25 protein-coding genes, 1 tRNA gene and 1 riboswitch are annotated in these 22877 nt (G+C 50.1%); of the genes, 23 read left to right on the top strand and 3 right to left on the bottom strand.

Going from position 1 to position 22877, the window contains the following annotated elements; translation table 11 throughout:
* Positions 1-138 precede the first annotated feature (138 nt).
* A complete protein-coding gene (gene hemB, locus B152_RS0115420; protein WP_020593327.1) occupies positions 139-1131 on the bottom strand; it encodes a porphobilinogen synthase in 993 nt (330 codons plus the stop codon).
* A 290-nt stretch (positions 1132-1421) separates the two neighbouring features.
* Here hemB and B152_RS0115415 point away from each other — a divergent pair, with 290 nt between their 5' ends.
* Both B152_RS0115415 and B152_RS0115410 read left to right on the top strand, forming a co-directional pair.
* Positions 1422-3365 carry a bifunctional 2',3'-cyclic-nucleotide 2'-phosphodiesterase/3'-nucleotidase gene (locus tag B152_RS0115415; RefSeq protein ID WP_020593326.1) on the top strand — a complete coding sequence of 648 codons (1944 nt, stop codon included), beginning with the start codon at positions 1422-1424 and terminating at the stop codon, positions 3363-3365.
* 163 nt (positions 3366-3528) lie between these two features.
* Positions 3529-5217 (top strand): methyl-accepting chemotaxis protein, encoded by a 1689-nt coding sequence (locus tag B152_RS0115410; protein ID WP_020593325.1) that lies wholly within the window; start codon positions 3529-3531, stop codon positions 5215-5217.
* Between the two features lie 97 nt (positions 5218-5314).
* On the opposite strand, the gene B152_RS0115405 is transcribed toward B152_RS0115410, so the two are convergent.
* Positions 5315-6613, bottom strand: coding sequence for an O-acetylhomoserine aminocarboxypropyltransferase/cysteine synthase family protein (locus tag B152_RS0115405; protein ID WP_020593324.1), 1299 nt, complete (start codon positions 6611-6613; stop codon positions 5315-5317).
* A gap of 113 nt (positions 6614-6726) precedes the next feature.
* A riboswitch (SAM riboswitch) is annotated at positions 6727-6804 on the bottom strand.
* A gap of 316 nt (positions 6805-7120) precedes the next feature.
* Here B152_RS0115405 and B152_RS0115400 point away from each other — a divergent pair.
* From B152_RS0115400 to B152_RS0115340, 13 genes are all read left to right on the top strand, one after another.
* The gene (locus B152_RS0115400) at positions 7121-7576 is read left to right on the top strand and encodes a MarR family winged helix-turn-helix transcriptional regulator (protein WP_211212223.1); all 456 of its coding nucleotides are present in this window, start codon (positions 7121-7123) and stop codon (positions 7574-7576) included.
* 75 nt (positions 7577-7651) lie between these two features.
* Positions 7652-7891 (top strand): DUF6898 family protein, encoded by a 240-nt coding sequence (locus B152_RS24015; protein WP_020593322.1) that lies wholly within the window; start codon positions 7652-7654, stop codon positions 7889-7891.
* A gap of 438 nt (positions 7892-8329) precedes the next feature.
* On the top strand, positions 8330-8764 hold the full coding sequence (gene rpiB, locus B152_RS0115390; protein ID WP_020593321.1) for a ribose 5-phosphate isomerase B: 435 nt from the start codon (positions 8330-8332) through the stop codon (positions 8762-8764).
* A 31-nt stretch (positions 8765-8795) separates the two neighbouring features.
* Positions 8796-10088, top strand: coding sequence for a serine hydroxymethyltransferase (gene glyA / locus B152_RS0115385; protein WP_020593320.1), 1293 nt, complete (start codon positions 8796-8798; stop codon positions 10086-10088).
* Positions 10089-10160: 72 nt separating this feature from the next.
* Positions 10161-10640 (top strand): transcriptional regulator NrdR, encoded by a 480-nt coding sequence (gene nrdR, locus B152_RS0115380; RefSeq protein WP_020593319.1) that lies wholly within the window; start codon positions 10161-10163, stop codon positions 10638-10640.
* Between the two features lie 30 nt (positions 10641-10670).
* Complete coding sequence (ribD, locus tag B152_RS0115375; RefSeq protein WP_211212222.1) at positions 10671-11786, top strand: bifunctional diaminohydroxyphosphoribosylaminopyrimidine deaminase/5-amino-6-(5-phosphoribosylamino)uracil reductase RibD; 1116 nt, start codon at positions 10671-10673, stop codon at positions 11784-11786.
* A gap of 37 nt (positions 11787-11823) precedes the next feature.
* Positions 11824-12438: a riboflavin synthase gene (locus B152_RS0115370; protein WP_020593317.1), complete on the top strand. Its 615-nt coding sequence runs from the start codon at positions 11824-11826 to the stop codon at positions 12436-12438.
* Positions 12431-13576: a 3,4-dihydroxy-2-butanone-4-phosphate synthase gene (gene ribB / locus B152_RS0115365; protein ID WP_020593316.1), complete on the top strand. Its 1146-nt coding sequence runs from the start codon at positions 12431-12433 to the stop codon at positions 13574-13576. Before B152_RS0115370 ends, ribB begins: the two co-directional genes overlap by 8 nt.
* A 49-nt stretch (positions 13577-13625) precedes the next feature.
* Positions 13626-14072 (top strand): 6,7-dimethyl-8-ribityllumazine synthase, encoded by a 447-nt coding sequence (gene ribH / locus B152_RS0115360; protein ID WP_020593315.1) that lies wholly within the window; start codon positions 13626-13628, stop codon positions 14070-14072.
* Between the two features lie 15 nt (positions 14073-14087).
* Positions 14088-14570, top strand: a complete 483-nt coding sequence (gene nusB / locus B152_RS24010; RefSeq protein ID WP_020593314.1) for a transcription antitermination factor NusB — start codon at positions 14088-14090, stop codon at positions 14568-14570.
* Positions 14571-14585: 15 nt separating this feature from the next.
* On the top strand, positions 14586-15572 hold the full coding sequence (gene thiL / locus B152_RS0115350; RefSeq protein ID WP_020593313.1) for a thiamine-phosphate kinase: 987 nt from the start codon (positions 14586-14588) through the stop codon (positions 15570-15572).
* A 114-nt stretch (positions 15573-15686) separates the two neighbouring features.
* On the top strand, positions 15687-16139 hold the full coding sequence (locus B152_RS0115345) for a hypothetical protein (RefSeq protein WP_020593312.1): 453 nt from the start codon (positions 15687-15689) through the stop codon (positions 16137-16139).
* Between the two features lie 99 nt (positions 16140-16238).
* Entirely contained in the window at positions 16239-17435 is a 1197-nt protein-coding gene (locus B152_RS0115340; protein WP_020593311.1) for an MFS transporter, read from the top strand.
* 7 nt (positions 17436-17442) lie between these two features.
* Here the strand turns inward: B152_RS0115340 and B152_RS0115335 are convergent, their stop codons facing one another.
* Positions 17443-17901, bottom strand: a complete 459-nt coding sequence (locus B152_RS0115335; protein WP_033406667.1) for an outer membrane protein assembly factor BamE — start codon at positions 17899-17901, stop codon at positions 17443-17445.
* Positions 17902-18072: 171 nt separating this feature from the next.
* Here B152_RS0115335 and B152_RS0115330 point away from each other — a divergent pair, with 171 nt between their 5' ends.
* The 8 genes from B152_RS0115330 to B152_RS0115295 all read left to right on the top strand — a co-directional run bounded on the left by B152_RS0115330 (position 18073) and on the right by B152_RS0115295 (position 22787).
* Entirely contained in the window at positions 18073-18612 is a 540-nt protein-coding gene (locus tag B152_RS0115330) for a ubiquinol-cytochrome C chaperone family protein (protein ID WP_020593309.1), read from the top strand.
* A gap of 33 nt (positions 18613-18645) precedes the next feature.
* Positions 18646-19302 carry a DUF177 domain-containing protein gene (locus tag B152_RS24005; RefSeq protein WP_157231117.1) on the top strand — a complete coding sequence of 219 codons (657 nt, stop codon included), beginning with the start codon at positions 18646-18648 and terminating at the stop codon, positions 19300-19302.
* 95 nt (positions 19303-19397) lie between these two features.
* On the top strand, positions 19398-19577 hold the full coding sequence (rpmF, locus tag B152_RS25830) for a 50S ribosomal protein L32 (protein WP_083921914.1): 180 nt from the start codon (positions 19398-19400) through the stop codon (positions 19575-19577).
* An 85-nt stretch (positions 19578-19662) separates the two neighbouring features.
* Entirely contained in the window at positions 19663-20709 is a 1047-nt protein-coding gene (gene plsX, locus B152_RS0115315) for a phosphate acyltransferase PlsX (protein ID WP_051083073.1), read from the top strand.
* Positions 20706-21680: a beta-ketoacyl-ACP synthase III gene (locus B152_RS0115310; RefSeq protein ID WP_020593306.1), complete on the top strand. Its 975-nt coding sequence runs from the start codon at positions 20706-20708 to the stop codon at positions 21678-21680. The genes plsX and B152_RS0115310 overlap by 4 nt, the downstream gene beginning before the upstream one ends.
* Before the next feature lie 32 nt (positions 21681-21712).
* Positions 21713-22117, top strand: coding sequence for an integration host factor subunit alpha (locus B152_RS0115305; protein ID WP_483790093.1), 405 nt, complete (start codon positions 21713-21715; stop codon positions 22115-22117).
* Between the two features lie 70 nt (positions 22118-22187).
* Positions 22188-22610, top strand: coding sequence for a MerR family transcriptional regulator (locus tag B152_RS0115300; protein ID WP_020593304.1), 423 nt, complete (start codon positions 22188-22190; stop codon positions 22608-22610).
* Between the two features lie 100 nt (positions 22611-22710).
* Positions 22711-22787: transfer RNA gene (locus B152_RS0115295), tRNA-Pro, on the top strand.
* Positions 22788-22877: the final 90 nt, after the last annotated feature.

Raw genomic sequence — 22877 nt, 5'->3', positions numbered from 1 at the left:
GACAAATATCAGGTAGAAAACCCTAGAGGTTTATCTATGTCTGTGCGCTTCTTGCTCTTTGTTTAAAGAAAGCCCTTTTGCTAATTCAGTAATAATTTCAAGAAAATTACTACCAATTCGGACTGTTGATCCTGTGTACTATTTTAAAATACGGGCAGCATCGAGTGCAAAATACGTCAAGACGGCATCGGTACCCGCGCGTTTGAAGGCCATCAGGGTTTCCATCATAACGGCGTCGTGGTCGAGCCAGCCATTGGCCGAAGCTGCTTTGATCATCGCATATTCACCGCTGACCTGATAGGCCATGGTCGGTACGCCAAAGGTGCTCTTGATCCGCTGGATAATATCGAGATAGGCAAGGCCCGGCTTGACCATCACCATATCTGCCCCCTGTTGCATGTCGAGTTCGACCAGTCGGAGGGCTTCTTCGCTGTTGGCCGGGTCCATCTGATAGGTTTTCTTGTCGCCTTTCAGGGCTCCTTTGGCGCCGACAGCATCGCGGAAGGGGCCGTAAAAGGCACTGGCGTATTTTGCGGTATAGGACATGATTTTTGCGTAAGTGTGCCCGGCCTCATCCAAGGTATCGCGGATCGCACCGATACGGCCATCCATCATGTCAGAGGGGCCGACGTAATCGCACCCGGCCTCAACCTGGGCGAGGGCCTGTTTGCAGAGAATTTCTACAGTTTCATCATTCAGGATAATACCATTTTTGAGCAGACCGTCATGACCATCAGAATTATAAGGGTCAAGGGCAACATCCCCGATCAGGGCAACGTCTTTGTAGTGTTTGCGAATGGCCCGGCTGGCCGAACAGATCAGATTATCCGGATTGTAGGCTTCCCGGCAATCAGGTGTCTTGGTGGCAGGATTGTTATAGGGAAACAGGGCAATTGCAGGAATATCCAGCTCAATCGCTGCTCCGATGGCGTCAATGAGGCAATCGGGGCCATAGCGTTTAACCCCTGGCATGGAGGCAACTTCCGAGCTGCCGTTTTCTTCCTGCAGGAAAATGGGCCAGATCAGGTCATCGACCGAGAGACGGTTTTCAGCCACAAGACGGCGGGTCCAGGCATCCGTGCGGGTGCGGCGCGGGCGGACGACGAGGTCCTGACTGTAGCTACTGTTCACTTCTTCTCTCCCAAGAGGATTCGTTTTCGCTACTTTCCCTCGTTCCCTGAACGATTGCAAGTTGGTCAGGGGTATTATCCCGTGGAATCTGGCGAGGCAGATCGTCGCGTTTTCAAAGTACTGATATTTCTTTGGTGTTTTTCTCGGGTGTCTCTGTCCGGGATATCTCTTTCGGAACTTTTGTACGGCATAAATAAATCTGTAAAGGCACTGTCATGGATATGCGCTTGGCAGGGGAGGCCCTCGATGGGTAGACTGCTCGGTCTGGAATTCATTCACAGGTGGTATTTATGAAACGATATTTATTGGCTGGATCAGCACTTCTTGCCCTGGGTGTTACCGCTGCTTCCGCGACAGAGGTTCAGCTCCGTATTCTGGAAACAACAGACATCCATGTCCATGTGGTTGATTATGACTATTATCAGGATCAGGCCTCGGTAACTGTTGGTTTGGCCAGAACGGCTTCCCTGATCAAGGAAGCCCGCAAAGAGGTATCGAATTCGATCCTGATCGATAACGGGGATCTGATCCAGGGCAATCCGCTCGGTGATTATATGGCCAAGGAACGTGGGCTGAAAGCGGGAGAGGTCCACCCGGTTTTCAAGGCGATGAATCTGCTGGATTATGATGCGGGTAACCTGGGGAATCACGAATTCAACTATGGGCTGGAGTTCCTGAACGAAAGCATCAACGACGCGGCTTTTCCCTATGTTTCAGCCAACGTTTTTGCCGATGATGGAGACGCTGATCCCACCAATGACAAACCTCTCTATGACCCCTATGTTATTCTGAACCGCGAAATGGTTGATGCGACAGGGGAAAAACATGCAATCAAGATCGGTGTTATCGGGTTCCTGCCGCCACAGATTACCCAGTGGGATGAAACCAATCTCAAGGGACGGGCCGTAACCCACGACATCGTTGAAACAGCCCAACGCTATGTGCCGCAAATGAAAGCTGAAGGAGCTGATATTATTATCGCGGTTCCTCATTCTGGCCTGAGTGATGTCACTGCTCAGGGGCGGGATGAAAATGCCACCTATTACCTCTCGAAAGTTGAAGGGCTGGATGCCATCCTTTTTGGGCATGCGCACAAGGTTTTCCCTTCCGAGGACTACGCCGGTCTTGAAGGTGTGGATGTAGACAAGGGGACGATCAATGGCGTTGCGGCAACCATGCCAGGCTTCTGGGGCAGTCATCTTGGTGTTGTTGACATGACGCTGGATGTGGATGCTGAAGGAAAATGGAAAGTCGTCAACAGCACAGGATCCACGCGCGAGATATACAAGCGGGAGGGACGTGACAAGGTTGCCCTGGTTGAGGCTGATCCGGCAATTATCGCAGCGGTCAAGCAGGAACACGAGGAAACCATCGCCTTTATGGGGAAATCTGTTGGGACAACCAGCTCGGGGATCAATTCGTTTTTTGCTCTGGTGCAGGACGATCCTTCGATCCAGATCGTGACCAACGCTCAGAAATGGTATGTTGAGAAATTGATTGAAGGGACAGAGTACAGTGGTATCCCGGTTCTTTCGGCAGGTGCACCTTTCAAGGCTGGCGGCCGGGGAGGTGTTGAATATTACACCGATATTCCCGAAGGACAGATCGCGCTCAAAAACGTTGCGGATCTCTATATCTATCCCAATACTCTTCGGGCGGTGCTGTTAAACGGGGGCCAGGTACGTGAGTGGCTGGAAATGTCCGCGGGTGCTTTCAATCAGATTGATCCTGGCAAAACCGGAGAGCAGGAATTGCTCAACGATAACTTCCCCTCCTATAATTTTGATGTCATTGATGGGGTGGAATATCGCATCGATCTGACCCAACCCGCGCGTTACAGCAAGGAAGGGGAGGTTGTGAACCCTGACAGCCACCGGATTGTCGATATAAGCTATCAGGGAAAGCCGCTGGATATGGCAGCACAGTTTATTGTTGCGACCAATAATTACCGTGCGCACGGTGGGGGAAGTTTCCCTGGACTGGATGGATCGACCGTGATTATCCAGGCGCCGGACGAAAACCGGACCGTTCTGGCCAACTATATCTTTGATCAGGAAACCCTTGATCCCAGCGCGGATAATAACTGGGGTTTTGCCCAGATCTCTGGAAATGTTCAGGTTGTTTTCGAAAGTACACCTGCTGGTAAGGAAGTTCTCAAAACTTCTGATGCTGTGAAGTATCTGGGGGAGGGGAAAGAAGGTTTCTCCAAGTATGGTGTTGTTTTCTCTCAATAAAAATATCTTCTGAAATTATTATTTGTTGGGCGGAGGGCTTGTCTCTTCGCCCTTTTTCTTTTGTGGAAAGGGTTAATTATAAAGATTTCAACTTTTAGTAATGAATTATGTGGAGAATGGCAGTTTGATTACGTCAGAGAGGCATGTCCTCACAGGAGACAAGATGAACTGGTTCCACAATCTGAAAATCGTGCAGAAACTGAGTGTCGGGCTGTCGGTGATACTGGCAATTATTCTGGCTTTTTCTGCCTTGATATATGTTGAGAACCGGGCCGTTGAAAAGGCAGCCAAACAGGCTGCCCATGCCTATGAAACAACAGTGGAATTGCGCAGTGTGCAGGTTCATCTCCTGAATATGACATCACTTACACGTGGTATCATGGTTACAGCAGACGACTACCTCGTCGGGATTTTCAAAAATACAACGGCAGCTTTTGACCGGGATATTGAAAAACTGATCGCTCTTTTCCAAGACGACCCTGATGGAAAAGCTTTGGCGCAGGAGTTGAAAACCACAATCGTCAGTCTTCGTGACAATGTTTATGAAAAGCAGATTGCCCTTATGGCTGATCCGGCTACGCATGAGCAGGCCAGGGAGATGGAGCGCAAGGGGGAGGGGTGGCCTTTTCTCGAGAAAGTGCTGAAAGCTGTTGATGAAGCTACGGAGCGTCAGCGCGGAATTCTGGATGAGAAGACCCTTGCCATGGATGCTGCTTTTTCCCGTCAATCCCTGATCATTGCCATGTCTACGGGACTGGCAATCCTGGCATCGCTGGCTTTGCTGGTGTTTCTGGCTAAAAGTATCGGTGGCCCGATCAAGCAGATTACTTCAACAATGCTCAGGCTTGCCGGAAGAGATACGGGCGTCGAGATCCCCCACGTGGATCAGAAAGACGAGATCGGCGAGATGGGACGAGCCGTTGAAGTCTTTCGCGACAATATGGTTCAGGCCGACAAGATGGCAGTAGAACAGGAAACCCAGCGGGCACAACAGATTGCCAATGCAAAGCGTCTGGAGGAGTTGACAACAGGTTTTGATAAAAATGTCGCGTCTGTGCTTGAGGCAGTTGAATCGGCCAGCCAGATTATGTCGAACAGTGCGACAGAAATGTCGGATATTTCAAACAATACTCTCGCTAAATCCGCAACGGTGGTTTCCGCCGCAAATGAAGCGTCGGGGAATGTCCAGACTGTTGCGGCTGCAACAGAGGAACTTCTGGCTTCCATTCAGGAAATTTCGAATCAGGCGAGCCGCTCTTCCGAAGTTGCCAGTAATGCGTCATCTATCGCGAATGATACCCAGGGAACCGTGCAGGAACTGGTTGCCAGCGCGGGAAGGATTGGGGAGGTCGTCAAGCTGATCACAGATATTGCCGAGCAGACCAATCTCCTGGCGTTGAATGCAACCATTGAGGCGGCAAGGGCTGGTGACGCAGGGAAAGGTTTTGCTGTCGTGGCTAATGAGGTCAAGGGACTGGCCTCCCAGACCGCAAAGGCCACCGACGAGATTTCAAGCCAGATCGGTGCGGTTCAGTCGATCACAGAAAAAGCCGTTACCGCAATGGAAAATATTGGCCGAATTATCTCGGAAATCGAACAGACAGTTGGCAGTATCGCCGCTGCAGTTGAAGAGCAAACTGCGGCGACCCAGGAAATTTCCCGTAATGTCAGCCAAGCTTCGACCGGTACTACACAGGTTACTGAGTCAATGAAGGAGGTTAACGATGCCTGCGAGCAAACCGGTAACAAGGCCAACACGGTTATTGATGCGGTATCCGAGTTGACCAAACAGGCAGGCGGATTGAACAACGAAGTCCGGGTTTTCCTCTCGGAAGTCCGGAAAATAGGGTAGGTTTATTTCATCCCTAAAATGACTCCGAAAAGAAGCAGGAGAGGAATTTCTCTCCTGCTTCTTTTGGTTATGTCTGGAGCTTGCGCAAAATTTTGACTTACTTACTTGCTGCTTCCAGAGCCTGGGTCAAATCGGCAAGGATATCATCGATATGCTCAATTCCGATGGAAAGGCGAACATAGCTTTCTGATATTCCTGTTGCCGCCTGTTCTTCCGCGCTGAGTTGGGAATGAGTGGTGGTGGCCGGGTGAATGGCCAGACTGCGGGCATCCCCGATGTTTGCAACATGGAAGAACATCTTCAGGCCATCAATGAACTTGCGGCCAGCCTCTTTTCCGCCCTTGAGTTCAAAGCCGAGCAGAGCCCCATAACCACCCTTGAGAGATTGATCCGCCAGTGCGCGTTCCTTACCAGTGGCAACACTTGGATGAATGACCTTCTCAACAGCAGAGTGTTTGCTCAGAAATTCGGCTACGGCATTGGCATTGCGGCAGTGCTCACGCATGCGCAAGGGGAGGGTTTCCAGGCCCTGGATGAACTGGAAAGCATTCATCGGTGACATGGCACAGCCGAGGTCCCGAAGCAGGACAACGCGGGCGCGAATGATATAGGCGATTGGGCCGAGGGGTTTGACGGCTTCGGTCCAGACAGCGCCGTGATAGCTGGGGTCGGGTTGGGTCAGAAGCGGGAAGCGGGCAGAATTGGCTTCCCAGTCAAAATTGCCGCCATCTACGATCATGCCACCAATTGAAGTGCCATGTCCGCCGATATATTTGGTGGTGGAATAGACCACAACATGGGCGCCATGCTGAATGGGGCGACAAAGTATGGGAGCCGCAGTATTGTCCATAATCAGGGGAACACCGACTGCATTTCCGATGTCAGCGACTTCCTTGATCGGGAAAACCCGGAGACTGGGATTTGGCAAGGTCTCGGCGTAATAGGCCTTGGTGTTTTCATCGGTGGCCCGGCGGAAATTTTCCGGATCAGACGGATCAACAAAACGGACCTCAATGCCCATGTTGGGGAGGGTGTTGGCAAAAAGGTTATAGGTGCCGCCATAGAGTTCGGTCGAGCTGACAATATTGTCCCCGGCCTTGGCGACGTTCTGGATTGCCAGTGTACTGGCAGCCTGCCCGGAGCTGACCGCGAGGCCTGCGACACCACCTTCCAGGGCGGCAATGCGTTCTTCCAGAACTGCAGTGGTCGGGTTCATAATACGGGTGTAGATATTACCAAATTCCTTGAGCGCAAAAAGATTGGCTGCATGTTCCGCGCTGTTGAACTGGTAGGAGGTGGTTTGATAGATCGGTACGGCGACCGCTCCTGTCTGAGGATCGTTACGATAGCCTGCATGCAAGACAAGCGTTTCAGGATTCTTTGTCTCAATGGTCATGAATTCACCCGTTTAATTTGGTTTTCCGAGGAAAACTGATGCACAAGGATCTGGTGGATTAGCTTAGCGGTAAGGAAAGAAACGTCACAAAAAATCACGAGAAAGCAAAATACGGATGGTGGCTTTCGGTCATTTTAGCTGCATTTCTTAAGCGCCCGCAAGCTGAGCTCCAAATCAGCGCTAATGCGGGTAGTCTAAGTCAGGCCAACTGCAGCGGGCAAGATTAAAATCTTTTGTTTAATAGCGAGATTCTCAAACAAGGCACGAGGGGCCGATTTCGTAACAATCTGTGTTATCGTTTGTGCAGCGTATCCTCATGATTGAAGTTCCTTGGTAATTCTCTCTAGCAATGAATTTTAAGTTATTGAAAAGAAAAAATATTGTGCAGATATCTTGCTTTTTACAAAACGACATTGGGTTAATTCACCGTTAACGCCTCTCGCATAAGATATAACCAGATTTTTAAAAAGTTTATGGTTAGGTGAGGACATCGTGAAGGCCGCATATTTGCAAACTATCTCCCTGGTGGAACGCCTGCATCGGCAGTGTCTTGAGGTCGTAAAGGCTGAACTGGATCGTCGCGGCATACGGGATCTGAACAATATTCAGGCCCTGATCCTCTATAACATCGGTGAAGAGGAGCTCTCGGTCGGGGAATTGACCCACCGTGGCTATTATCTCGGATCAAATGTTTCCTATAACGTTAAAAAGATGGTTGAGAACGGATATCTGAATCAGGAACGCTCTGCCCATGACCGCCGATCATTCCATGTACGCGCTTCAGGCAGTGGTCTCGAGATCTACCATGCCATCTCCAGATTGTTTGACGCCCATGCCGAACAGATCAGCGGTGGTGTGGTCTCTCCCGAAGACCTAAAGGTGACAACTGCAACTTTGCATCGATTACAACTTTTTTGGTCATCTCCCATGCCCCGTGGTGGAGGCGCCAACCCGACTGCATAGCAGAGAGGTTGTGTTTAAGTATTGTTATGGGGCCTCTGTGTTACACGGAGGCCTTTTTGTTGAGGGTATCGAAGTGTGAGTAACTCTGCCCCCGGTGTTATCATCGAATTTGCCCAGGTAGGGGCCTATGTGAAGGTTAGCGCTTTTCACGAAGAGAGCATGACTGAGGTGTCTATTGTCGGGGATCCTCGAGAAACAGAAGCTGTTTTGAAGGCAACTGTTTTGAAAAAATTGTTATTTGTTATGAGAAAATCAGAGAAAAAGACCTTGGAAGAAAGTGGCAAGGTAAAAAAACAACGCGGGATAATTGTCTGATCCTGATTAATCTCCTTATCCTTCATCTTGGTGTAACAAAATAGCCCATGTTATGAATAGGGGTTTTGTGCATTAAGCCCAGGGTGTGAACCTGGGATGAGGAAAATCTGAAACAATATTACATATTAATTATGTTGTATTTAATAAAAAAACACAAAAAATAGCACTTTTGTGTGGGTTTTAAGGGGGCGGTGTTTATTATTGATGAAATGATCATGCCGCAGATGATCTAAAAACTGTACGTTAATTGTCGTGCAGGCAGCAAAAGAATCATTTTATAACTTGTCGCGACAGCAGAATTTCAAGAGAGTTTGTGACCTGACAATTGATCCTGTCCTTTTCGGAACGGGCTATATGCCATGCATTCTCTTTCCTTTGGAAAGGTACTTGTGGTATGTCAGTCACCAAGCTTGATTGAGATAACAGATGTGCGGACAGATGACTAAAAAAACGATCGTTCTGGCTTCAGACCATGCAGGATATGAGCTGAAAGACAGTCTGAAAGAAGACGTTATGGCGCTTGGGTATGACGTTCTTGATTTGGGAACCAACGGACCAGAGTCTGTGGATTATCCGGATTTTGGAACGGCTCTGGCCAAGGCAATCCAGAACGGGGACGCTGAAACCGGCATTTTGGTTTGCGGGTCAGGGATCGGTATTTCCATTGCCGCAAACCGTCATGCGGGCATTCGCGCTGCACTCTGTCACGATGAAACACTGGCCCGTTTATCGCGAGAGCATAACGATGCCAATGTTCTGGTCCTGGGAGCCAGAACAACAGGTATTGAGGTGGCGAAAGCTTGCCTGAATACTTTTCTGAACACCGAGTTTGCTGGCGGACGCCATCAGCGTCGCGTCGAAAAACTCGGATAAATAATCACCTTTACCTGAGAGTGAAGTTGCCATGAGCTTAGATACGAAAACCTTCTTCACTGCGCCTTTGGCTCAGACTGATCCGGAAATCGCAGCAGCAATCAACCACGAGCTTTCCCGCCAGCAGAATCAGATTGAACTGATCGCATCGGAAAATATTGTATCCCTGTCTACTATGCAGGCATTGGGAACAGTTTTGACCAACAAATATGCCGAAGGTTATCCTGGCCGTCGCTATTATGGTGGTTGTGAGCATGTCGATGTTGTTGAAGAGCTTGCTATTGAACGTGCAAAAAAGCTGTTCGATTGTGCTTATGTCAACGTTCAGCCACATTCCGGCGCACAGGCAAACCAGTGTGTTATGCTGGCTCTGGTAAAGCCGGGCGAGACCATTATGGGGCTCGATCTGGCCTCTGGTGGGCACCTGACCCACGGTTCCCGTCCGAACCTTTCCGGTAAATGGTTTAATGCTGTTTGTTATGGCGTGAGCCCGGAAACCAATGAACTTGATTTTGATGAAATCCGTAAGCTGGCTGTCGAGCACAAGCCTAAGCTGATTATTGCCGGCGGATCTGCTTATCCCCGGATTATCGATTTCGTAAAGTTCCGTGAAATTGCAGACGAAGTCGGCGCGTATCTCCACGTTGATATGGCCCACTTTGCCGGTCTGGTTGCCGCTGGCATTCATCCAAGTCCTTTGCCTCATGCGCATGTTGTAACCACTACGACGCATAAAACCTTGCGTGCAGGCCGTGGCGGGATGGTTCTGTCCAACGATCTGGATATCGGTAAAAAAATTAACTCAGCAGCCTTCCCGGGCCTGCAGGGTGGCCCTTTGATGCACTGTATTGCTTCCAAAGCTGTTGCTTTTAAAGAAGCTCTTGAGCCTGCCTTCAAGGATTATGCCAAACAGGTTGTGAGTAATGCCAAGACTTTGGCTGCGACGCTTGTCGAAAACGGCTTTGCCATTACAACTGGCGGCACAGATACACACCTGATGCTGGTAGATTTACGCCCCAAAGGTCTGACAGGAAATATTGCAGAAGAAAGCCTCGATCGTGCTGGCCTGACCTGTAACAAAAACGGTATTCCGTTTGATCCGGAGAAGCCGATGGTGACTTCCGGTATTCGTTTGGGCACGCCAGCAGGGACCACACGCGGCTTCAAGGATGAAGAATTCAAGAAAATTGGTCAGTTGATCACTAAAGTTCTTGATGGACTTGCTGCAAACCGCGAAGATAACTCCAAAATCGAGGCGGAAGTCAGAGAGGAAGTGCAGGCGCTTTGCCGCGCATTCCCGATCTATCCAAATCTGGAGATCTAAATAGTACTCCGGGTTGCGCTTCGTTTTGAAACGTAACCCGGATCACCTTTCGGGGTGAAACAGTGAGGAAATATGCGCTGTCCGTTCTGTAGCAGTGAGGAAACGCAAGTCAAGGACTCGCGACCAACAGAAGATCATGCAGCCATTCGCCGCCGCAGGCAGTGTGCGAGCTGTGGCGCTCGTTTTACCACTTTTGAAAGGGTTCAGCTCCGAGAGCTGACCGTCATAAAGGGAAATGGCCATCGCGAGCCTTTTGATCGGGAAAAAATTTCCCGCTCCATGAATATTGCCTTGCAAAAAAGAGATGTTGAGCGAGACCGGATTGAACGTGTTGTCAGCGGAATTGTTCGGCGGCTTGAATCCTCCGGTGAAAGCGAGATTGCATCGGATTTGATCGGTGAGCTGGTCATGGATGCTTTGGCTACGCTTGATCAGGTTGGCTATGTCCGCTTTGCTTCGGTGTACCGGGACTTTAAAGAAGTAAGTGATTTCGAAGATTTTGTTGGCCGGCTCGGTGACGATATAGAAATACTTGACCGGGATCCCTCGTAAACACTCCTCATTTAAAGTAGAATTGCCTTTATGTCTGGCGATCAACTCACGACTGACCTTCAACACATGACTGCTGCTCTGTCTCTGGCCGGGCGCGGCCTTGGGCGTACGGCTCCAAATCCGGCGGTTGGCTGTGTGCTGGTCAAGGACGGCAGGGTGGTTGGACGCGGTTTTACCCAGCCGGGAGGGCGTCCCCACGCTGAAGTGGGCGCTCTGGCCCAGGCAGGAGCGCAGGCGCGAGGGGCAACAGCCTATGTCACATTGGAGCCCTGCGCACATCACGGGAAAACACCCCCCTGTGCTGATGCACTTATTGCTGCGGGAATAAGTCGCTGTGTTGTTGCTGTTGAAGACAGCGATGCCCGGGTTCAGGGACGTGGGCTATCGAGGATGCGCGAGGCTGGAATTGTTGTTGAGACTGGTTTGTGCCGCCAGGAAGCAGAAGATCTCAATGCCGGATTTTTTACCCGGGTTCGTCATGGACGCCCCTTGGTGACGTTGAAAGTTGCAACAACTCTTGATGGCCGGATTGCGACAAAGACAGGCGAAAGCAAATGGATTACTGGCGAAGCAGCGCGCCGGGCAGGGCAGATGCTCCGTGTTCGCAATGATGCAATCCTGGTCGGCAGTGGTACGGCTGTTCTTGATGATCCCCGACTGGATGTCCGGCTACAGGGATTGGAAGATGCATCTCCCCTGCGGGTTGTAATGGATGGGCGGTTGCGACTGCCTCTGACCCACGGTCTTGTTGCCACGGCGACAAAGCGCGCGACACTTCTGATGACGCTGGAAGGGAATGATCCTGACCGTCTGCAGGCCTATCGGGAAGCGGGAGTAGAAGTTGTTACATTGCCCAAGGATAGCCAGGGCTATATTGACCCTGGGATTGCGCTTAGGGAACTCGGAAACCGGGGTATTACCCGGGTTCTGATCGAAGGTGGCAGCCATATTATCGGTTCTTTGTTTCAGGCGGATCTGGTCGACCGGATTGTATGGTTTCGTGCTGCTAAAATCATCGGGGGCGACGGAATTTCTGCTTCAGTCGGGTTCGGTCTTGAACGGCTGGAACTGGCACCCAGGTTTCATTTGACCAGTGTTTCAAAACGGGGCGATGACATTATGGAAAGTTATCGCCGGGATCTTTGACTAAACAAGACATAAACTCTGAAGGCACGATTAAAATATGTTTACCGGAATTATTACTGACTTGGGCACGGTCCGCGAAATTGAAGCAAAGGGGGATAAACGTTTTGTGTTCAATTGCTCCTATGACATGGATACTGTGGATATCGGTGCATCCATCGCCTGCTCCGGGGCATGTCTTACTGTTGTTGCAAAGGGGACAGGCTGGTTCAGTGCAGATGTTTCTGCTGAAACCCTTTCAAAAACCACTCTGGCAAACTGGCAGGTTGGGACTCCGGTAAACTTTGAACGGGCCCTGCGCCTTGGGGATGAACTCGGGGGGCATCTGGTGTCGGGGCATGTTGATGGTGTGGCCTCGGTGGTCCGTATTCTTGCCGAGGGCGATTCAATGCGATTTACCTTTGAGGCTCCGGAAGAAGTGGCAAAATACATTGCTCCCAAAGGGTCGATTGTTCTCGATGGTGTGTCTTTGACCGTTAATGAGGTTGAGGGCAATCTGTTCGGGGTCAACATTATTCCCCACACAGCAGAAATGACGACTCTCGGGCAGTGGCAGGCTGGTGAGTATGCCAAAGGTGACTGCCAGGTTAATCTCGAGATTGATCTCTTGGCTCGCTATGTCGGACAGCTACTTGAAAGGCAGCACAATGGGTGAAACACAAGCCGGAAAAAATGGTTCGACTGCATTCAGTGATATCCTCTCTCCTCCTGAAGAGATCATCGAAGAAGCCCGTAATGGACATATGTTCATTCTGGTAGATGATGAAAATCGGGAAAACGAGGGAGATCTGGTAATCCCTGCCCAGATGGCGACCCCCGAAGCCATCAATTTTATGGCAAAATATGGGCGCGGTTTAATCTGTCTCGCCCTGTCCAAAAAAAGAGTTGAAGAGCTCGGCCTGTCTTTGATGGCGCAAAAAAACGGCACCCGTCACGAGACGGCTTTTACGGTTTCTATCGAAGCAAAAGAAGGGGTTACAACGGGAATTTCTGCTCCTGACAGGGCAAGAACGATTTCTGTCGCGATTGATCCCTCTGCCTCTGTTGCCGACATTGTTACTCCTGGTCATGTTTTTCCTCTGGTGGCGCGGGATGGGGGAGTTCTGGTTCGAACGGGTCACACTGAGGCTGCGGTTGATATAGCCCGTCTGGCTGGCCTCAATCCGGCCGGAGTCATCTGTGAGATTATGAACGATGATGGCACTATGGCGCGTCGCGATGATCTGATTGATTTTGCCAGAACACATAAACTGAAAATTGCGACGATTGCTGACCTGATTGCCTATCGCAGAAAACATGATCATCTGGTCGAACGTACACTTGAAAGTACCTTTGTGTCCGATTTTGCTGGTGGCTTCAATCTGGCGGTTTACGTCAGCAAGACCACCTATGCGGAACATATTGCGCTCTGGAAAGGTGAAATCAGTTCAGATCGTCCGGTTATGGTCCGGATGCATGCCCTGAATGTTCTCGATGATGTGCTGGGGGACAACCGCAGTGGCAAGGCAGGTGACCTGCACAACGCCATGAAAATGATTGGCCAGGAAGGGGAGGGTGTTGTCGTTTTGATCCGCGAACCTTCACCGAGCAGCCTTTCTGATACCATCAGGACACGGATTGGGCAGGCCCCGACAGGAAGCCATGATTTGCGTGATTATGGAGTTGGGGCGCAGATACTGCTTGATTTGGGCGTTGGAGAGATGATTCTGCTCACCAATTCAGAGAAACACATCGTAGGGCTTGACGGATACGGTCTTTCTGTTGTTGAACAGCGACCAATCGATGAAGCGTGAACGGTTGAAGCTGATCACCCTTCCAATATTTCTAACAAGGTACCAGTGAATGACTGATAAACCACATGTTCTGATTGTTGAGGCCCGCTTTTATGAAGCGATTGCCGACGAGATGAAAAATGCAGCTATTGCCGAGCTGGAAAAAGACGGTTGTAGTTACGAGGTTATCGCGGTTGCAGGTGCATTTGAATTGCCTGCAGCAATTAAATTTGCTTCGCAGCGTAAATCCGGCCGAGCCTTTGATGGTTATGTGGCTCTTGGCTGCGTAATCCGCGGCGAGACCAGTCACTATGACTATGTCTGTGTTGAAAGTGCCCGCAAGCTTCAGGATCTGGCGGTCGATTCAAATATGGCAATCGGCTATGGTGTTCTGACGGTAGAGAACGAAGCTCAGGCCTGGGCCCGTGCACGTCAATCCGAAAAGAACAAGGGCGGGGCCGTAACCCGGGCATGCCTTGATATGATTGCACTGAAACGCCTCTATGGTGTGGCATAAAGGACTGTTGATTCCGTGACTGATGAAACCCCGAATTCCCCTCCGAATGCCAGCCTGAAAAAAAGCATGGCGCGCCTTGCCTTGATTCAGGCATTGTTTCAGATCGAGTTTAACGAAGCGAGCGCCAAAACGGTGCTGAATGAGTTTCTTAACGGCAGAATTGACGAGGAAATCGACGGCCTTAATCTTGCTGCTCTCGATCAGAACCTGTTTATCCAGCTTTTTAAAGGTGTCAACGAAGAGCGCGCGCTGCTCGATGATATGGTCAGCTCGGTTCTGGACAAAAGCTGGCCGATGCATCGGCTTGATCCTTTGCTCCGGCTGGTGATGGTTGCAGGTGCTTATGAGATCCAGCAGCGGGCTGATACGCCGGTAAAGGTGATTATTTCCGAGTATGTCGATGTGGCTCATGCCTTCCTTGGTGACAAGGAAACAGCGATGGTTAATGGTGTTCTCGATCGCCTGGGCCACAGCCTGCGCAAGGACGAGTTTTCCTGAAGATAGGCTGTCTGCGTGGAAAAAAGCGAATTTGACCTGATCAAAAGTTATTTTGCCCCTCTGGCTTCTGGCTATGATGAGGCCTTTGGTCTGCTTAACGACGCCGCGCTGATTTCCGAAAATCCGCAAGCCTCAACTGTTGTGACAATGGACACCCTGATTGCGGGTGTCCATTTTCTTATGTCGGATCCGGCCGGGGATATTGCGCGGAAGTGTTTGCGTGTCAATCTGTCAGACCTGGCGGCAATGGGGGCGACGGCATTCGGCTACAGCCTTTCCATGGCCTACAACAGCCAGATCGAAACCGGCTGGGTCAGGGAATTTACAGCCGCACTGGGCGAGGATCAGAAGAGATTTTCCTGTCACCTCATCGGAGGGGATACGGTTGTTACTCCTGGTTCGCTCACCATCACCATTACATGTTTTGGATCTGTAGCCCGCCATCAATGTCTGCAGAGAAACACGGCGCTTGTAGGAGAGGATGTCTGGGTCAGTGGCGATCTGGGTGATTCAGCCGCGGGATTGAAGCTGCTGACCAAAGTACTTACTGCGCCTGAACCAGAGAAAGCAGCGCATTTGATCCGGCGTTACCGTGTTCCTGAACCGCGTTGTAATCTGGGTATAGAGTTGCTTCAGCGCGCCTATTCCCGGACAGCCATGGATGTTTCAGATGGCTTGCTTGCTGACCTGGGACATATTGCTCATGCCTCTAATGTTGCTGTTGAGCTATACGAAGATAAAATTCCCTTGTCGGCGGCCTTTGTGGAAGTGATGTCAGGTTGTCCTGATCAGGGGTTGGAGCTTGCTGTGACTGGCGGAGATGATTACGAGCTTGTCTTTACTTCTGATCCGTCTCAGGAACAGAATATACGGGAGCTGTCAGCAAAGCTGTCTTTGAAGCTGTCGAAAATTGGCAAGGTAATTTCCGGTCAAGGGGTTCAGCTGATTTGCCGCAACGGGGAGATTTTTCTTCCTGCGAAAGGCGGGTGGACACATTTTTAATGTTTCCCTGCAATAATCTTTGCCATACTCCCCAAATCCCGTTTCGGGGGACGGGCTTCGCTTGTGACAAAACAAGTACTGAGATCCCGAGTTATATAATCAGCTGGTAGTTTAATGAAAAAAATAATCCTAGTCCTTGCTGTTCTGCTCCTGTTGGGAGGAGGTGCAGCTGCGGCCTGGTGGTTCTTCTTTAAGCCTGCAGATGGTGCTGAGGATGTTGTCGAGGCTCCACCGGAAATTCCTTCTGGGTATCTCGAGTTTGCACCTATGGTCATCCCTCTGATCAAGGAAGGGGTTGTCACCCATCATGTAACAGTGAAAATTATTGTAGAGGTACCGGAGGGAGACCCTCTCATTAATACCGAGCGCTGGAAGATCAGGTTGCGCAATGACTTCATGGCGGAATTGCACGGGCTTTATAACTACCGCTATTTTACCAAAGAAGGTTATGCAACCCCTGTTATCCAGAACCGTCTGGTTATTGTTGCCCAGAAAGTGATGGGCAAGGATGCCATCAGAGGTGTTGAACTGATTGTCGAAGGTATCTCAAAACCTTCAAACAGTTGATAATATCTTTGAATATAAATAACTTGCTGTTTGCCTGTTTCTCTCTTGGAAAGCTGACCTCTTCCTGTATATGTTTTATCTCCTTTCCGAGAGAATTTCATGACAGAGCGCGATCCAACCAAAGCGAATGTGTTTTTTCTGGCAATTTGCCAGGCACTGGGAATGAGCTGCGGCTCCATGCTGATCTCCATGAGCGCCCTTGTGGGGACAACATTGGCTGAGGATAAATCTAACGGTACATTGCCGTTATCATTGCAGTTCATTGGTATGATGGTCTGTGCTTTGCCGATTTCCTATCTTATGAAACACTACGGACGCCGGGCAGGTTTTTCTCTTGGTGCTGTTTGTGGCGTGCTTTCAGGTTTTTTTTCTGCCCAGGCGATCCTGGAAGGAAACTTCCTGCTTTTTTGTCTCAGCTCGTTTCTTTTCGGGGCCTTTATGTCGACGGTGGCCTATTTCCGCTTTGCCGCGGCTGATACGGCGACAGAACAGTTCAAAAGCAAGGCAATCTCCCTGGTTATGGCCGGGGGTGTTATCGCTGCCTTTGCCGGCCCGGAGCTTGCCAAGTGGTCCAAGGAAATGGAATTTTTTGGTCCAATACTTTTCGTCGGAAGCTTTTATGCGATTTCGGCCCTTTGTTTTTGTACTCTGGTGATCGTCCAGTTTATTGATATCCCCCGGCTGCAGGTACATGAAATCCAGAGCCGGGGGCGTCCGATCCTCGAGATTGCCCGGCAGCCGGTGTTTTTTGTCGCGGTGCTGAGCGGGATTGTCAGCTATGCCTGCATGAACTTGATCATGAGTATAACGCCTGCCGCGATGATCGCCTGTGCCCATCCCTTTGAAGCTGCGGCCACGGTGATCCAGTGGCATGTGTTCGGTATGTATGTCCCTTCGTTCTTTACCGGTACATTGATCCGCAAATATGGGGCTGTTCGCATTCAGCTGCTTGGCGTGTGTTTTCTGGTTATTGCTGCTTCCATTAACCTGAGTGGCGTTGCTTTGGAACAATTCTGGTTTGGTTTGGTAGCTCTCGGCCTGGGCTGGAACTTCCTCTACGTCGGCGGCAGTACGATGCTGACGGACTCCTATCGTCCGGAAGAACGGGCAAAGGTTCAGGCTTTTAATGAGCTGCTTGTATTTGGTGTTGTTGCCACTACAGCTTTTGGATCGGGGCTTATATATCAGAAGCTGGGCTGGGATGCCGTTAATCTGCTGGCTTTTATCCCGATCATCCTGTTTTTACTTGTTCAGCTGTCTTTTCGAAGACAGCTGAACAAGATTGTGACGGCCTGAGAATCGGCTATTTTTTACTGCCCGGGTTAAATTTGCCGAGGTTGCCCAGCAGCTGCTGAATGATCGTAATGTCCTGACCTTCGGTTGGTGTTTCCCGGGTTACGGGATCAATCACCCGGCCATCCTCAAGTGCATAGGCACGGGATTCCTCGAGCACACCGTCGGAAGAGAACTTTACAATCAAAACGGTGCGATCCAGGACAACTGGATCGTAAAATGCTGTTTTTTCAACCTTTTCACCAATGTAGTACCAGACCTGGTCCTGAAAGGTGGAGAGGGTAGAGGGCGAGCCCAGTTTATCTGCAACATCCCGGCGGGTATGGACGCCTTTTTCCAAAGAACCTACTTCTTCAGGATCCGGGAAATTGCCGCGCACAGAGACACTGCTCTCACACGCGCCGAGGAGCAGGGGGAGTACCAGTCCGGCAAGGAAAGACTTTGTGCGTAAGGAGAAACTCTGCGACATGACCAAACTCGAATTGAGGTTAAAAATAATTTATAGCAATGCTCTTTAGCACAAAGGCGGTTCTTGATAAACCTACCGCGTAGCGATCGCAAAAGGCACAGGCACTATATCCTCCCTGTTTTCTTTTTCGAGTCATAAATCAATGCTCTTTGAAGCAGAGGACTGAAAAAATTGTTCAACAAGCTCTTTGGCCGCAATCGGGAAGATGATGCCGTGCATGATCTTTATGTGTCTCTTGTGACCCAGGCAAGAAGTGAAGTTTTTTTCCGCGAAATGGGCGTGCCTGATAGTCTTGATGGTCGGTTTGATCTGTTGACCCTGCACATGTTTCTGATTCTGCGCCGTTTGAAGACCGAACACGAACGGACAGCCGGATTCTCCCAGAAACTGTTTGATCTCATGTTTCGGGATATGGACCTGAGCTTGCGTGAAGCCGGGGTCGGGGATGTTGGGGTCGGAAAGCGTGTCAAAGCGATGGTACAGGGGTTTTATGGCAGGATTTCTGCCTATGAAGAGGCTCTGGGATCCAGCCATGAGGATCTGTTTCTTGCGTTACAGAGAAATCTTTATGGCACGGTTGAAGTCAATCAGGAGTGTCTTGATCGGATGTGCGGCTATATTAAACACCAGCAAGCGGCTTTAGCGGCAACAGATGTTTCAGAAATCTTGTCAGGCAAGGCAGGATTTCAAGGTATGCCTGATTTGCAATAAAGGCTATTGACCCATGATACCGCTGAACCTATTGTGCGCAGCCTTGCCCTTTGTGGTATTGTTATGGGGTCTTTGTGCAAAGCAATAACATTTGCCGGGTTCCCTTTGTTTGCATGGATCAGGAGTGCAGCGATGGTATCGCGGTACGAGAACGAATTTTCGCGGCGTTATCCTGCAGACAGGATCCAGGCGCGTTCCCAGGTTCTTGAGTTGAAGGCCAAGCCAGAAGAATGTGCAGCACTTGCGCGGCGTTTTGGTTTGATCGAGTTGAATAACCTTTCGGCGGTTCTTAATCTGGAACCAAAGGGAAAAGGTTCATTATTGTTGGTATCGGGGCAATTAAAAGCAGGTGTAATCCAGGCATGTGCCATTTCGGCAGAGCCAATTATATCTTCTCTTGATGAAAGCTTCGAGATTCTCTATAGCTTTGACCCAGTAGACGAAGCTGGTGATGAGATACTTATAGATATGGATGCCGAGGATCCACCAGAGATGGTAGAAACTCAGGGTATAGATTTTGGTGAAGCTGTTGCACAACAGCTGGCTGTGATGCTGGACCCTTATCCACGTAAGTCTGGGGTTTCCTGGGATGGTGAGTCTGTTGATGAGGCTCCTGACGAGGAAAAGGCACCGCAAACGGAAAAACACAACCCGTTTTCAGTGCTGAAAGACCTCCAGAATAAAAAGTAAGATAGCGTTACCGTCATTAGGGCTTGCCGTCGCAGCTCTTATTGGCTAAGAAGCGGCGAGATTTTTTATTAAAGCTACATGCGAGAGTTAGAGCAATGGCTGTTCCAAAGAGTAAAGTTAGTCCTTCCCGTCGTAACATGCGTCGGGCCCATGATGCACTTGCACCAAGTGTGCACCAGGAGTGTTCAAACTGCGGTGAGCTGAAGCGCCCACACCATGTTTGCGCTTCTTGCGGTCACTATGATGGCCGTGACGTGGTTGAAGCCGAAGCCTGAGACTAGTCTGACAAGTCTTATGTGATGGGCCGATCGTTATGGTCGGCCTTTCTTACGTGGTCCAACTCGACAAGACAGGAAGCCAGTGAGCGCTCGTATAACCATAGCCTTAGATGCAATGGGTGGAGATGACGCACCGGGTATCGTCGTTCAGGGAGCAGAAATTGCATCCCAGAGATATCCTGACGTCCAGTTTCTCATTTTTGGTCACGAGAAGGAGGTTCTGCCTCTTATCGAACAAACGACCAGGCTTAAAAAAGTTGTCGAATTTGTCCACGCTGACGACAAGGTGCTCAGCGATGATAAACCTGCCGTAGCATTGCGCTCCCGCAGGAAATCTTCAATGCGCCTTGCGATCAATGCTGTCCATGAAGGCCGCGCTGACGGAATCGTTTCAGCCGGGAATACGGGCGCTTTGATGGCGATGTCAAAATTTGTCCTCAAAACCCTTCCGGGGGTCGACCGCCCGGCGATCGCGTCTTTTTTTCCGACACTTCGAGGCGAATCCCTCATGTTGGATCTTGGTGCGAATCTGAGCTGTGATGCAGATAATCTTTTCGATTTTGCGGTAATGGGGAATGCCTTCGCCCGCTGTGTTCTCGGTGTTCAGGAACCTTCTGTCGGTATCCTCAATGTCGGTTCAGAGGATGTGAAGGGGCATGAATACCTACAGGTTGCCAGCAGTATGTTACGTCAGGCCGATCTGCCAGGTGAATTTGTCGGCTTTGTCGAAGGCGATGACATTGGCAAGGGTACTGTTGACGTGATTGTCACGGATGGCTTTACCGGCAATGTAGCCCTGAAAACGGCGGAAGGCACTGCAAAGCTTATCACAGAGTTCTTCCGGCAGAGCTTTAAAAGCAGCTTGCTGGCGAGTCTGGGGTACATCCTGGCGAGTTCGGCTTTGGGCAAGCTGAAAAAACGGGTTGATCCCCGGCTGTATAACGGGGCTATTTTCCTGGGGCTGAACGGGATTGCGGTAAAAAGCCACGGCGGGACTGACGCTGTTGGTTTTGCCAATGCAATCGCGGTTGCGGTGGATATGCGCCAGCAGGATATAATCAAGAAAATTCGCGAGGATTTCGATTCGCTTACCCGCGAAACACTGAATGAACAGGCTGCTTTTGAATGATGATACGTTCCGTAATAAAGGGCTGTGGGTCGTATTTGCCAGAGCGTATTGTCACAAATGACCAGTTGGCGGAACGTGTCGATACTTCCGATGAATGGATACAGCAGCGTACCGGTATTAAGCACCGCTATGTCGCAGGTGAAAACGAGCTGACCTCTGATCTTGCTACCAAAGCCGCAAAAGCGGCGCTGGAGCATGCGGGCATTGATGCTGCGGCTGTGGACCTGATTGTTTGTGCTACGGCGACACCGGATGAGACCTTTCCGGCGACAGCGACAGTTGTACAGAAGAACCTCGGCATTTTCCGCGGGGCAGCGTTTGATCTTCAGGCTGTTTGCAGTGGCTTTGTCTATGGACTTTCTGTGGTAGACAGTATGATCCGTGCAGGACAGGCCAAGACAGTTTTGCTGATCGGAGCAGAAACTTTTTCCAGAATTCTCGATTGGGAAGATCGTTCGACCTGTGTGCTGTTTGGGGATGGTGCCGGGGCTGTCGTTCTTCAGGCCGAAGAAGGATGTGGGGAAAATCAGGATCGGGGTATTCTGAACACTCATATCTATTCGGATGGCCGATATCACGATGCGCTCTATGTTGACGGCGGACCTTCTTCCACGGGTGTCGCCGGATTCTTGCGTATGGAAGGCAAGGAAGTTTTCCGGCAGGCTGTTTCCAGAATGCCGGAATCCATTGATGCTGCGTTGGAAAAATCCGGGCTCTCTGCCGAAGATATTGACTGGCTGGTACCACATCAGGCGAACGTTCGTATCATCGAGGCAATGGGCAAAAAACTTCGCCTGCCGAAAGAACGGGTTGTGATTACCGTTGATAAACATGCCAACACTTCTGCGGCCTCTATCCCCCTTGCTTTGACCGAAGCTGTCTATGATGGCCGGATCAAGCAGGGTGATATGATCATGATGACCGCCATGGGTGGTGGATTTACCTGGGGTTCTGCGCTGCTGCGCTGGTAAAGTAAATTGGCTTCTTGTGAAGCTCTTCTCAGATAAAACTTGTCATTTCACGTGAAGTCGAGCAAAATTGCCCTTGTATATCATATGGGTTAGCGAATATATCGCATAATTCAGATAAAGATAACAGGGGAGTGTCCTTCATTATGGGTGCAACAATAACACGTGCTGATCTGAGCGAAGCTGTATACCAGGAAGTTGGTCTGTCCAGAAATGAATCCGCGGAACTGGTTGAATCAGTTCTGAATGAAATTTCTGAAACCCTTATCAAAGGGGATGCGGTCAAGATTTCCTCTTTTGGCAGTTTTGCCGTTCGGGAAAAGGGCGAGAGGATCGGGCGTAATCCAAAAACCGGCGAAGAAGTGCCGATTTTGCCTCGGCGTGTTCTGGTTTTCCGGGCATCCCATGTGTTGAAAAACAAAATCAATAACTCCCTTTAAATAGAACTCCTGCCGGATTTCCGGATGATCAGGCCGAAAGTAAGTAAAAAGCGGGGGTAAAATCTGCAAGATGTCTGCTGCAGAAACGACAACCAAATCAGCGGCCGCGTTCCGTACGATCAGTGAAGTATCCGATGATCTGGATGTGCCCCAGCACGTCCTGAGATTCTGGGAAACAAAATTTCCTCAGGTGAAGCCGCTGAAGCGTGCCGGACGCCGAAGGTATTATCGCCCTGAAGATCTTGATGTGCTGCGTCAGATCAGGAACCTGCTCTATCGTGATGGCTATACAATCAAGGGAGTCCAGAAACTCTTTAAGGATGGCAGCTTTAAAGAAGGTGAACAGGAATCCTCTTCTGATTCAGTGGTATCCAAACCTGCCGCAACAGATAGCGATTTAGGGACGGTGATAACTTCAGGGCTTGGTACAGACGAGCAGAGGAAGCTTCTGATCGAACTGAAAAAAATCAGATCTCTGCTTGGTCAGAACTGAGGTGTTTTTTTTCTTTTCCCCCATTGCCATGACCGGAGAGCAAAGGTATATAGGGCTTGTTCGCGCTGAAATATTCTCTGAATAATTCAGCTGTGACTGACGGAGTATAGCGCAGCCTGGTAGCGCACTTGGCTGGGGGCCAAGGGGTCGCAGGTTCAAATCCTGCTACTCCGACCAATAAAAAAACCTCTGATCTTCGGGTCGGAGGTTTTTTTTATTGGGTGAAGCTGATCATGAATTATGATCCGGCTAGAAAACTGGTTTTTG

Source organism: Kiloniella laminariae DSM 19542, assembly GCF_000374005.1.
Taxonomy (GTDB): Bacteria; Pseudomonadota; Alphaproteobacteria; order Kiloniellales; family Kiloniellaceae; genus Kiloniella; species Kiloniella laminariae.
Note: the sequence above shows the minus strand (reverse complement) of the source record. Positions and strands in the feature narration are given on the sequence as shown.